Below are 13,339 nucleotides of genomic sequence, written 5' to 3'. Positions count from 1 at the left end.
TGTGAATGGTTTTCCAGAAAGGCAAACTTTATAATATAGGTGAGGCCTCAAATAAATGATAACAGGAGGAACCAAATGAGATTCAATTACTTAAAAAAAGCTGTATCGTTAGCAATGGTTTTATCTTTAACAGCTTCAATTCTTACAGCTTGTGGTAGTGAAAGTAACACATCCGATAGTACGGCATCATCTCAAAGTACTAATTCTTCAGTAGCAAATAAGGATCCATTCGGAAAATATAGTCCTGAGATTGACATATCTTTTGTTCGTGGAATAGATGATGACCTTGCTGCAAACATATTGCCAAAGACACCGGGAGAGACTCTAGAAGACAATCGTTGGACAAAATTATATAAAGATGAATTAGGTATAAATATAAAATATGCTTGGACAGTAAAAGGAAATGAACAATCAGATGCATACATACAGAAAATCAATGTAACATTGGCATCAGGAGAACTTCCTGATGTAGTTCTTGTAAATCCTTCACAGCTCAAACAGTTGGTTGATTCTGACATGATTGAGGATATGACTAAATACTACAACGACTATGCTTCAGAGGATTTTAAGAAAATTATGACAGAAGAAGGAACCGGTAATATCGATTCAGTTATGTTTGACGGTAAAATGATGGCTATTCCGGAACCTGTTTCAACTAATGAAGCTGCACATTATCTGTGGATTAGAAATGACTGGCTTAAAAAATTGAATTTACAGGCACCTAAGACCATGGATGATGTTTTAAAAATATCAGAAGCCTTTACAAATCAAGATCCTGATGGAAATGGAAAAAACGATACTATCGGACTTCCAATCACAAAGGACTTATACAACGGATGTATGGGATTAGAAGGTTTCTTTGCAGGATATCATGCATATCCCAATATGTGGGTAGAGGATAGTTCAGGTAAAATAGCATGGGGTAGTACATTACCTGAAACAAAGGTAGCACTTCAGAAATTGGCTGATATGTACAAAAAAGGCCAGATTGACAAAGAATTTGGTGTTAAGGATACAGCAAAGGTTGCTGAGACTATAGCAGCAGGTAAAGTAGGTATGGACTATGGTGCACAGTGGAACCCAATGTATCCTCTTATAAGCAATTTTAACAATGATAATAACGCAGATTGGACAGCATATCCTATTGTTTCAAATGATGATAAAAAGGCTATGGTACCTTTAAAGTTCAATCAGACAAGAATATTTGCAGTAAGAAAAGGTTATGAACATCCTGAAGCACTTGTAAAACTGTTCAATGAACATGTAGAGAAGAACTGGGGTAAAACAGCAGACTTCAACAAGTATTATATGCCTGTTGAGAACGGTGGTGTAGGAGTTTGGAAATTCTCACCAGTATGCCCTGCTCCTGTATTCAAGAATCTTGAGGCATTCGTGGCAATAGATGAAGCAAGAAAGAGCAATGACTTCAGCAAATTGTCAGATGAGCCTAAGATTATCCAAGGCAATATAGAAGCATATGAAAAAGGCGATACTTCACAATGGGGATGGGAAAGAATTTACGGTAAAAATGGTGCATTCCGTAATATGGTTGAATACAAGAACAATGGACAGTTGTTAAGTGAAAAGTTTGTTGGAGCACCAACTACAACAATGGCTGAAAAGAAAACTACTCTTGAAAAGATGGAAAAAGAGGTATTCATAAAGATTATAATGGGCGCTGCTCCTATCAGCGATTTTGATAAGTTCGTTAGCGATTGGAATAAACTAGGTGGTGCTGATATGACAAAGGAAGTTAACGAATGGTATGATTCCGTTAAATCCAAGTAATTAATCAACTAGTTAACATTAGAAGGGAAGGATACAGCCGTTTCATATCCTTTCCTTCTTGTTTCTAGAGCCTAAATTTAAACTGAGAGTTCGATTTTATTGTTATCTATCACCTTAAAAGGGGAGGAATAAGCTTGAAAAATCTAAATATAAAAAAACAACTACCCTTGCACTTAATGATCCTTCCGGGCTTTATAACTTTGCTGATATTCAGTTATTTGCCTATGGCAGGTATTGTAATTGCTTTTCAAAAATTTATTCCAGCAAAGGGTCTATTTGGTGACCAGAAATGGGTAGGTTTAAAGAACTTCAAATATGTTTTAGATATGCCTAATTTCGATAATATAATGTGGAATACAATATCTATAGCAATGGCGAAGATTATACTGGGACTTATTGTTCCAATAATATTTGCAATATTAATTAATGAAGTAGCAAACAGTGCTTTAAAAAGAGGTATTCAGACACTAATCTATCTTCCTCACTTTTTATCATGGGTTGTACTTGGAGGCATACTGATTGATATACTTTCTCCCTCCGGCGGAATTTTAAATTCTTTGATAAATGCACTTGGCTTTGAGCCTATATTTTTCCTTGGAGACAACAAATGGTTTCCTACCACTATGGTATTGACGGAAACATGGAAGGAATTTGGTTATGGTACCATAATCTATCTGGCAGCCATTACCGGAATAGATCCAAGCCTTTACGAAGCTGCTCATATGGATGGAGCCAACAGATGGAAGCAAACACTACACATAACTCTTCCTGGAATGAGGATGGTTATTGTTCTACTGATGGTATTAAGTCTTGGTAATGTTTTAAATGCTGGCTTTGACCAGATCTTTAATTTATATAGTCCCCCTGTTTATGAAAGCGGAGACATTATTGATACCTTTGTTTATAGAATAGGCTTGCTGGAAGCCCAATACGGAGTTGCTACAGCTGTAGGACTGTTTAAGTCAGTAGTCTCATTTACACTTATTTCAGTATCTTACTTCTTTGCCTATAAATTTGCAGATTACAGAATTTTTTAAGGGGGGTTATTAAATGAAACGTGGAAAACTAAAGAAAGTCAGTGTGTTTACAATAGTAAATAACTGTTTTCTAGTGTTAGCGGCATTACTCTGTATTATACCGCTAATTCATATATTAGCCGTATCATTCAGCTCCAGTTCGGCTGCTGCAGCCGGAAAGGTTGTATTCTGGCCTGTTGAGTTTACACTAAATTCATATACTTATGTTGCAAAAAGAGCTGCATTCTGGCATTCTATGTTGATTTCAGTTGAAAGAATTGCACTGGGTGGTTTTATTAACCTGGTACTTACTATATTATGTGCTTATCCTTTATCAAAGGAAAAGAAAGATTTTCGTTTCCGTACATTTTACGCATGGGTATTTTTTATAACAATGCTGTTTAACGGAGGATTGATTCCCTGGTATATTGTAATCAAGCAAATGGGATTACTTGATAGTCTTTGGGCTTTGGTTCTTCCGGGAGCAGTTCCTGTTTTCAGTGTAATATTGTTATTGAATTTCTTTAGGGAAATACCAAAGGAATTGCATGAAGCAGCGTTTATTGACGGAGCAGGCCACTGGACTACTCTTTGGAGAGTAATAGTACCTGTATCAACTCCTGCATTGGCTACAATAACTCTTTTCTCATTGGTAGGTCACTGGAATAGCTGGTTTGATGGTATGATTCTTATGAATAAGGCAGAAAATTACCCCCTTCAGAGCTATATTCAGACTATTGTTGTGCAGAGGTCATATAGTATGCTCTCAAGGCAGGAAATTTCCGAGTTGGCAACTATTTCAGATAGAACATTAAGAGCATCTCAGATTTTTCTTGGTACATTACCAATAGTCTTGGTATATCCTTTCCTTCAGAAATATTTTGTAAAAGGAATAGTATTGGGTGGAGTAAAAGGGTAATATACTGATATACTTATTAATATTTCTGTTTAAGAAGGGTGAGTAATTTAATGATAAAAATGGTATTAAATGCCGATATAAAGAAAGGCAAAATAAATAAAAACATATACGGGCACTTTTCAGAGCATCTGGGAAGGTGCATATACGAGGGACTGTGGGTTGGAGAGGACTCTGAAATACCAAACATAAACGGATTCCGTACAGATGTTGTGGAAGCACTTAAGAAATTGAAGATACCTGTTCTGAGATGGCCGGGAGGATGCTTTGCAGATGAATATCACTGGATGGACGGAATAGGACCTAGAGAAAACAGACCTTGCATGGTAAACACTCATTGGGGCGGTGTTGTAGAAAATAACCATTTTGGAACCCATGAATTTTTAGAACTTTGCGAAATTCTTGGCGCAGAACCGTATATATGTGGTAATGTTGGAAGCGGTACTGTACATGAAATGCAACAGTGGGTTGAGTATATGACTTTTGACGGAAAATCTCCCATGGCTGATTTAAGAAGGGCAAACGGAAAAGATGAACCATGGAGAGTTAAGTATTTCGGTGTCGGCAATGAAAACTGGGGCTGCGGCGGGAACATGACAGCAGAGTTTTACGCAGACCAATATAAAAGATATGCAACATATGTAAGAAACTTTGGTGAAAATACTATTTACAAAATAGCTGGCGGCGCTTCGGTGGATGACTATCACTGGACCGAGGTACTTATGAGAGAAGCAGGAAAGCAAATGGATGGTTTAAGCATCCACTATTATACAAGAATCTCCAAGGATTGGTCTGAACAGGGGTCAGCAACTGAATTTGATGAAAATCACTGGTTTTCAGTAATGCAGAATGCTTTGTTTACGGAAGAATTGGTGGTACGTCATTCAAAGATTATGGATAAGTATGATCCTGAGAAAAAGGTGGGCTTGATTGTTGATGAATGGGGTACATGGTTTGCTGTTGAACCCGGAACAAATCCAGGGTTCCTTTACCAGCAAAATACAATGAGAGATGCCCTTGTTGCCGGAATTCATCTGAATATCTTCAATAATCACTGTGACAGAGTTCAGATGGCAAACATAGCACAAATGGTAAATGTCCTTCAGGCAGTAATTTTAACAGAGGGTAAAAAGATGCTTCTGACACCTACCTATCATGTATTTGACATGTACAAGGTTCATCAGGATGCAGAACCGCTTTCACTTGATTTTGAAAGCCCTGAATATACCTTTAATGGAGAAAAACTACCTCAGCTGAACGCTTCTGCTTCTATAGACTCAGAAGGCAAGATTCATGTAACCATTTGCAACCTTAATCCGTCAGATGATGCTGAGATAGATCTTGATATTAGAGGTATAACCGTAAAGGGTACTAAGGGTGAAATAATTACCTCCAATGTTATGAATGCAAAAAACACATTTGAAGAAGCAAATAATGTAACTATTAAGAAATTTGAAGGTATACGCCTTGAAAATAACCATATATCAGGTATAATACCTTCAAAAGCAGTTGTAATGATAGAAATTGTATAAGCTAATTACAAACGACAATGGAATATTTAATTAGACTAAAAATGTCCCGGCAGTATATAATTAATGCCGGGATATTTAGCGGTTAAAGGAGGGTAGCGGTGAAGGACAATTGCTTTAAATGTCATAGAAATATTCATATTACTGATAATGATATTGAAATGGAAGTAAATAGGGTAATTCAATCAGGAGTACCGTTGCCCAGTAAAGAGCAATATGAAAAGAGATTGGAAGCCTGTAACAAATGCAAACATTTAACAGATGGAATCACTTGCATGATTTGTGGGTGTATTGTAAAAGCAAGGGCTATGAATGCTTTGCGTATTTGCCCTCACCCTTCAGGAAATAAATGGTAATAGCTTAATCCGCAAATCAAAACATAAATAAAAAAGAGGGCTTAACATGAAAATTCAGAATCCTATTATATGGGCGGATATGCCCGACCCGGATATTATACGTGTAGATGATACTTTTTATATGGTGTCTACAACCATGTTTGTAATGCCTGGAGCTCCTATATTAAAATCAAAGGATTTATACCATTGGGAATTAGTATCCTATGTTTTTAATACCATTGAAGATAATGAAATATATCAGCTGAAAAATGGAAAAAATGCATATGGTAAGGGGCAATGGGCAACTAGTCTAAAATTTTACAATGGTTTATACTATGCGTGCTTTGTGTGCCATGACATGCAAAAGACCTATATTTATTATACGGACAATATAGAAAAAAGCGGATGGGAGCGATATGTCATTAATGACGTTTTCCATGACATGTCTTTTCTGTTTGATGATGGTAGGCCGTACTTAATATATGGTAACGGAGATATTAAAATAGTCGAATTAAAAGATGATTTATCAGGAGTAAAAGAAGGAGGAATCAATCAACTCCTGTTCAGTACTCCTTCTGAAAATATAATGCTTCGTTGTGAGGGTTGCAGAGCCTATAAAATTTACGGTTATTATTATTTACTTTTCATTGAGTGGCCCAATGACGGTAATTGTAGGAGACGTGTTGTGTGCTACAGAGCAAAGGATTTGCTGGGAGAGTATGAGAGAAAAATACTTCTTGATGATGATATGGGGTACCAGAACCAGGGAATTGCTCAGGGTGCTTTAATAGATACACCTGATGGGGAATGGTATTCTATTTTGTTTCAGGATCATGGAGCGGTGGGTAGAATTCCATATTTACTACCTGTTTCATGGAAGGATTGTTGGCCTGAATTGGGGATTAGTGGAAAGGTGCCAGAAGAATTTGAGATTCCTTTAAAAGAGTATGCTGCTAAACCATTAATAACCAGTTACAGTTTTAACCATAAGGAAAATAAGCTGGATTTGAGATGGGAATGGAATCACAATCCCCAGGAGCATTGTTGGTCATTTACAGAAAATCCGGGCTATTTAAGATTGCGTACTCAATCTTTGGCGAAGAATCTTTTAACTGCAAGGAACACTTTAACCCAAAGAACAAGCGGCCCTAAATGTGGATTTTCAGTAGAGCTTAAAACTGAAGGAATGAAAGCAGGAGACTATGCTGGTCTTATGGCGTTACAAGGCAATTATGGAGCTATAGGAATAAGTGTTGACGAGAATAATCTCAAAAGGATTGTTGTTTCTAAAAAGGGCAGTGACGGGAGACAGAAAGAGGAAGAATATAGACCGTTTATGGATAATAGCATATTTTTGAAAATTGAATTTGATTTTCAAAATAGTAGGGATATTGCAGAATTTTATTATTCCCAGGACGGTATTAACTGGGTAAAATTTGGCAGTGATTTGCATATGACATATACTCTAGACCTTTTTATAGGTTATAGAGTAGGTATATTCTGTTATTCATTAAAAACAGCAGGTGGGTTTGCTGATTTCAGAAATTTTATATATGAACAACTATTATAAAGGTATTGTATAAAAGTGCTTTGAAATAATAGAATGTTATAATAAAATAATACAAGAGCAATTTTTTCACGAAAGAGAGCAAGTATTCGTACTCACGTTAGTTTTTAGTACATAATTTAAAGGAGGATTATATGAGCAAAATAAAGATCTCAGATAAAGTAACGGGAACTTTCAGGGATAACTGGAATTTCTGCGTAGGCACAGAACGTATGGGAATCGCTCTTCAGAAGGAATATCAGGATACTCTTGAATTTGTTCAAAAGGCAATAAATTTTAAATATATAAGAGGACATGGTTTATTTCATGATGACACTGCCGTTTATGCAGAATATGAAATAGACGGAGAAATGACACCTTTCTATAACTTTACATATATAGACAAGATATTTGATTCGTTTCTTGAAAAGGGTCTCAAACCATTTGTCGAGCTTGGATTTATGCCATCACAGCTTGCTTCAGGAGATCAAAAAGTGTTTTATTGGAAAGGAAATGTAACACCTCCCAAGGATTATGATAAATGGAAGGATTTAATCCAAGCGTTAATAAAACACTTTATAAGCAGATATGGAATAGAAGAAGTTCTGCAGTGGCCTTTTGAAGTCTGGAACGAGCCAAATTTGAAGGTATTCTGGAAGGATGCCGATGAGGAAGAATACTTTAAACTCTATAAAGTATCGGCTATGGCAATTAAGGAAATTAATAAGGATTTACAGGTTGGTGGCCCGGCTATATGCGGAGGTGCTGATTACTGGATTAAGGATTTTCTTGAGTTTTGTAAAAAGGAAAATGCTCCAGTTGACTTCGTTTCCCGTCATTTATATTCAGCACATATGCCGAAAGTTTATACACATGAACTTTGCTATCAGGATCTCAAGGAACCTGAAGAAATGCTTCAAGAATTGAAGTCAGTCAGGGAAATGATTGATAATTCACCATTTCCACATCTGCCATTCCATATAACAGAATACAATACTTCCTACAATCCTTTGAATCCTGTTCATGATACATGTCTTAATGCGGCGTATTTGGCAAGGATTGTAAGCGAGGCAGGAGATATTGTAGATTCATTTTCATACTGGACTTTCAGCGATGTATTTGAGGAGGCGGGTGTCCCCAGAGCTCAGTTCCACGGAGGGTTTGGTCTTATTGCACTTAACGATATTCCAAAGCCGACTTTCCATATGTTCAGCTTTTTTGAGCAAATGGGAAAGGACATATTGTACAGAGATGAAAATATGCTGGTAACAAGAAAAACTGACGGTACAGTGACAATAACTGCATGGAATCCGGTAATGGAGAAGGGTGACCATTTTGATAAAGATTTTTCAATGGAGTTGAATTTACCAAAAGGTGAATATTTTATTAATAGGACTATTGTAAACGAAAAATACGGTAACCCATGGAAAACATGGATACAAATGGGACGCCCCAGATTTACAACTAAGAAGCAGGTTGAAATACTGAAAAACGCAGCACGTCCTATGGTAATATCGGATAGGGTAAGCTGTACTGAGGATATGCTGCTTCTTGAGTTTACTCAAAGCAAAAACGAAGTATCTTTTTTTGAAATCATTCCTGTAATAGATGAGACAGACACTTACTATAAACTTGATGACAGTATGATTCCGGGGTATTAAAATAATTATGTATATAATTGTAAATTTTTGAAAAGGAGAATTTATTATGGCGATTTTTCAAGTAAACTTTTTTGCTAAAACAATGAAAAGACCTGTATGTTTTAATGCTTTGATACCAAATGATAAATATGAGATACCGGGTCAGGAACCTGAAGGACCAAAAGGTCCTTTAAAATCCATTTACCTTTTACATGGTTATTCAGGTAATCATATGGATTGGTTGACATTCACAAAAATACAGGAAGTGTCTTTGAAATACAATATTGCGGTGTTTATGCCATCCGGTGAAAATCACTTTTATTTAGATGACGAAGATGTTGGGGCATATTATGGGGAGCTAATTGGAAATGAGTTGGTTGAATATACACGGAAGACTTTCCAACTATCAGATAAAAGAGAGGATACATTCATTGGAGGATTATCCATGGGTGGTTACGGTGCAATAAGAAACGGTTTAAAATATTCAGAAAGATTTGGTAGAATAATTGCACTGTCGTCTGCACTTATTACCAATCAGATTGCCGGGATTACTCCTGATTTCAAAGGACCTGTTGCAGACTATCCTTATTATAGAAGAGTGTTTGGGGAGCTTGATAAGCTTTTAGGAAGTGACAAAGACCCAGAAGCACTAATCCGTGGTCTTAAGGAAAGAAAAGCAGATATACCCAAGATATACATGGCTTGTGGAACAGAAGATTTTCTTATAAAAGAAAACAGGGAATTGCATGAATTCCTTGTTTCAGAAAATGTAGAACATACTTATGTTGAAGACGTTGGTGTTCATGATTGGAAGTTCTGGAACGAGTACATAGACAAAGGATTAGCTTGGGCTACTGAAAATGATAAATAAAAGTAACTTATACAGCATTGAAAGTGGGAATAACATTGGATAATATTCGCTCTAAAATAAGATTGCCCAAGATTATCAGCGATGGTATGGTATTGCAAAGAAACACAAACATAAAAGTATGGGGATGGGCTTTGCCGGGAGAAGGTGTTACTGTCAGCTTTATGGGTAAAGTCTACCATACTTCTGCCAATGAGAGTGGAGAGTGGTTTGTAAAACTTGAATCCGCAGAAGCAGGTGGACCCTATGACATGGATATTGAAGCGACAGAAGCCCTTGAAAAGGTAACAGTAAAAAATATCCTTATTGGTGATGTGTGGCTTTGCTCCGGACAATCAAATATGGAATTGAAAATGGATTCATTAAAGGATGTATATCCTGAAGAAATCGCTAGTTGCCGCAATGATTATATACGGCATTTCTGTGTTCCTGTGAAATATGACTTCGAAAAACCTCAAACTGATTTGGAAGTGGGGAATTGGGAAGCAGCCGACCCTGAAAGCATTTTGAACTTTACTGCTGCGGGTTATTTCTTTGCATTAAAGCTGTTTGAAAAGTATCACATTCCTATAGGCTTGATTAATGCAAGTTTGGGAGGTTCACCTGCAGAGGCATGGTTAAGTGAAAATGCATTAAAGGAGTTTCCGGAACATTATAAATCAGCTAAGCAACTCAGCAATCGGGATTATCTGGATAAAGTGTTAAGAGAGGATCAGGCTTCCATTGAAGCATGGTACTCTGAATTAAACCGTAACGATAAGGGAATAGAAGATACTACTATATGGCAAAATATAGAAATACCTTCCTATTGGGAAGACGAGGGCTTGGGCAACTTTAACGGTGTTGTCTGGTTCAGAAAGGAAATTCATATTCCCCACACGCTTGCAGGTTTACCTGCAAGACTTGTACTAGGAAACATTGTTGATGAAGACACTACCTATATCAATGGTGTAGAGGTAGGAACAACGCCAAATCAGTATATCTCTAGAAAATATAGTGTTCAGGAGGGCTTACTCAAGGAAGGTAAAAATACAATCCTGCTCAGAGTAATAAATATCTCAGGTAAAGGAGGATTTTACAAAGGAAAGCCCTATCAACTGGAAGTTGGAGATAGTATTATTGATTTATCTGGTGAATGGCAGTATGTGATTGGAGCAAAAAGCGGCCCTATGCCTGGGCCGGCCTTTGTTCAGTGGCGTCCCTTAGGATTGTACAACGGAATGATTGCTCCTGTTACAAGTTATGCGATAAAAGGCTTTATATGGTATCAAGGGGAAGCTAATACCAAGAATCCTGTAGGGTATGAAAATCTCCTAAAGGCATTGATTTCAGACTGGAGACAGAAATGGGGAATGGGAAATCTGCCGTTTTTGTATGTTCAATTGCCGAATTTCATGGAGGCCTCAGAAATACCTGTGGAAAGCAAGTGGGCAGAGTTGAGGGAAGCCCAGCGAAAGACACTTTCCGTACCGAATACAGGAATGATTGTTACAATTGACCTTGGAGAATGGAATGATATTCATCCATCAAATAAAAAGGATGTAGGGTTTCGCTTGGCACTTGCAGCCATGAAAACCGTATATGGAGACAAAACCATTACTGCATACGGACCAATGTATAAATCATTTAGAATAGAGGGCAACAAAATAATATTATCCTTTACTGATACTGGAAGTGGGTTGATTGTTAACAGTGGAGAACGGCCGGGAGCTTTTGCTATATCAGGGCCAGATAGAATATTTGTTCGTGCTGATACAGAACTTATAGGAAATGATGTGGCAGTCTGGAGTGAAAAGATAGCTCACCCGGCTTACGTTAGGTATGCATGGGCCGATAATCCCACAGATGCAAACCTTTATAACCGTGAGGGGTTACCTGCTTCGCCTTTTACAACGGAATAGCCTTTATTGACTGTTATATATCGAAATTATAAATAAAACCTTTATTGCTAAAACTTTGAAGGTTTTATTTTTTTATCAACTATTATTAACTTTGAAGGTTCATTATAATGTAACTTGAAAAGTAATGAGCAGTTTACAGTAAATTTATGGGCAGTAGATGTAGGCTGCGGTATAATGAATATTGATATGATTAAAAAGGAAAGTTTGTAGTTTCCTAAATGCAGCTGGGACGGCATAACAGCGGCAGTATCAAAAAAAGATTGGAGATGTATATTTTGAGTATTATATCAGCAAGTTTAGACTATAAATCAGCTGCCATTGATATCAGGGAAAGATTCAGCTATACATCCACAAGAATCAGAGAAATACTTAGAAGGATAAAAGCGGCTGACGGTGTTTCAGGAGCTGTACTCCTGTGTACCTGCAACAGAACCGAACTTTATATTTCGGGAGATAATATTGAAAATATGAATCCTGCCCTGCTTTTGTGCCAGTTGTCAGGTGAGGAAGACCATAAATCCTTAATGACTTTATTTAGTATAAGACATGATTCAGAGGCAATATTCCATCTGATGGAAGTAGCTTGCGGGCTTCAGTCTATGGTACTTTTTGAGGATCAGATAATAACACAGGTAAAAAATGCGGCTGCTATTTCCCGAGAGGAGAAAACCATTGATTCAACATTGGAGACACTGTTTAGACTGTGTATTACAGCTGCCAAGAAAGCCAAAACCGAAATTAAGGTAAAGGCAGTCCCTACTTCGGCAGCAGAAAGAGCAATAACGGAATTATCAAAAAAGTATTGTTTTACTGATAAAAGAATTCTTGTAATCGGTAATGGCGAAATAGGACGGCTGTGTTGCAAAAAACTTATTGAACTGGGAGCAGAAATAACAATCACACTCAGAAAGTATAAACATGGAGAAATAATTATTCCTGTAGGCTGCAATACAATTCCCTATGACGAAAGAGAAGAGGTTCTTCCTCTTTCAGATGTGGTTATAAGTGCAACTACAAGTCCTCACTTCACTATAACGTATGATATGATTGAAAAACTTGAAAGAAAGCCTGAGATATTTGTTGATTTGGCACTGCCCAGAGATATTGAGTCGAGCATTTCAAATTTTACGGGAGTAGAATTATATAATTTGGACAGGTTCTACACTGACTATTCAGTACTTAATCAAAAGGAAGTAAGTAAAATAAGAGAGATAATTAATCACTTTATTTTACAGTTTGAAAAATGGAAAGATTATCGTGAAGAAGCAGCATTTACAAAAATTCCCGATTTACATAATGATACTCTATATGGAAGATTTCCTTTGTTTATTGACTTATCAGGGAAAAAAGTTCTCGTTGTGGGAGGCGGAGAGATTGCAACCCGAAGAGTAAAAACACTACTGAGATTCGGGGCAGATATTTATCTGGTAGCTCCACATCTTACATCGGAGCTTCAAGAAATGTTGAATTGTAAGCTGATTAATTACAGAGAAGGATATTATGAATCACAGGATATTCAAAATATGTTTCTGGTGATTGCTGCTACAAATGATAGAGAGACAAACCATAAGGTATATCTGGACGCCAAGGAAAAGGGCATACAAATGAGTATAGCGGATTGCAGAGAAGAGTGTAGCTTTTACTTTCCTGCAATATTCGAATTTGATGGTATAGTCGGTGGGCTGGTTTCCCAAAATGGAGATAATCACAGTCTTGTAAAATCTGTTGCTGAACAGATTCGGAAAATTGGACAGGCTACAGATTGAGAATTTTATCATTTGAAGGAAAGGCTATGGTATT

At 37.0% G+C, this 13,339-nt stretch carries 10 protein-coding genes; all 10 read left to right on the top strand.

The features are described from left to right. Window positions 1-75: 75 nt before the first annotated feature. The gene (locus tag K412_RS0102910; RefSeq protein ID WP_024831723.1) at window positions 76-1,788 is read left to right on the top strand and encodes an extracellular solute-binding protein; all 1,713 of its coding nucleotides are present in this window, start codon (window positions 76-78) and stop codon (window positions 1,786-1,788) included. A 134-nt stretch (window positions 1,789-1,922) separates the two neighbouring features. Further along, window positions 1,923-2,825 (top strand): ABC transporter permease, encoded by a 903-nt coding sequence (locus K412_RS0102905; protein WP_024831722.1) that lies wholly within the window; start codon window positions 1,923-1,925, stop codon window positions 2,823-2,825. Between the two features lie 13 nt (window positions 2,826-2,838). After that, complete coding sequence (locus tag K412_RS0102900) at window positions 2,839-3,723, top strand: carbohydrate ABC transporter permease (RefSeq protein ID WP_024831721.1); 885 nt, start codon at window positions 2,839-2,841, stop codon at window positions 3,721-3,723. A 50-nt stretch (window positions 3,724-3,773) separates the two neighbouring features. Further along, window positions 3,774-5,252 (top strand): alpha-N-arabinofuranosidase, encoded by a 1,479-nt coding sequence (locus K412_RS0102895; RefSeq protein WP_024831720.1) that lies wholly within the window; start codon window positions 3,774-3,776, stop codon window positions 5,250-5,252. Between the two features lie 98 nt (window positions 5,253-5,350). Next, window positions 5,351-5,605: a DUF6171 family protein gene (locus tag K412_RS0102890; protein ID WP_024831719.1), complete on the top strand. Its 255-nt coding sequence runs from the start codon at window positions 5,351-5,353 to the stop codon at window positions 5,603-5,605. Between the two features lie 46 nt (window positions 5,606-5,651). Further along, complete coding sequence (locus K412_RS0102885; protein WP_024831718.1) at window positions 5,652-7,154, top strand: glycoside hydrolase family 43 protein; 1,503 nt, start codon at window positions 5,652-5,654, stop codon at window positions 7,152-7,154. Between the two features lie 131 nt (window positions 7,155-7,285). Then, entirely contained in the window at window positions 7,286-8,791 is a 1,506-nt protein-coding gene (locus K412_RS0102880; protein ID WP_024831717.1) for a GH39 family glycosyl hydrolase, read from the top strand. A 46-nt stretch (window positions 8,792-8,837) separates the two neighbouring features. Continuing rightward, a complete protein-coding gene (locus K412_RS0102875; RefSeq protein WP_024831716.1) occupies window positions 8,838-9,641 on the top strand; it encodes an alpha/beta hydrolase in 804 nt (267 codons plus the stop codon). 35 nt (window positions 9,642-9,676) lie between these two features. Continuing rightward, a complete protein-coding gene (locus K412_RS0102870) occupies window positions 9,677-11,539 on the top strand; it encodes a sialate O-acetylesterase (protein ID WP_024831715.1) in 1,863 nt (620 codons plus the stop codon). A 275-nt stretch (window positions 11,540-11,814) separates the two neighbouring features. Further along, window positions 11,815-13,305 (top strand): glutamyl-tRNA reductase, encoded by a 1,491-nt coding sequence (gene hemA, locus K412_RS20340; protein WP_024831714.1) that lies wholly within the window; start codon window positions 11,815-11,817, stop codon window positions 13,303-13,305. The last annotated feature ends 34 nt before the right edge of the window (window positions 13,306-13,339 follow it).

This window comes from Ruminiclostridium josui JCM 17888 (assembly GCF_000526495.1).
Lineage (GTDB): Bacteria > Bacillota > Clostridia > Acetivibrionales > DSM-1351 > Ruminiclostridium > Ruminiclostridium josui.
The sequence above is the reverse complement of the archived record's forward strand: the minus strand, read 5'-3'. Positions and strand labels throughout refer to the sequence as shown.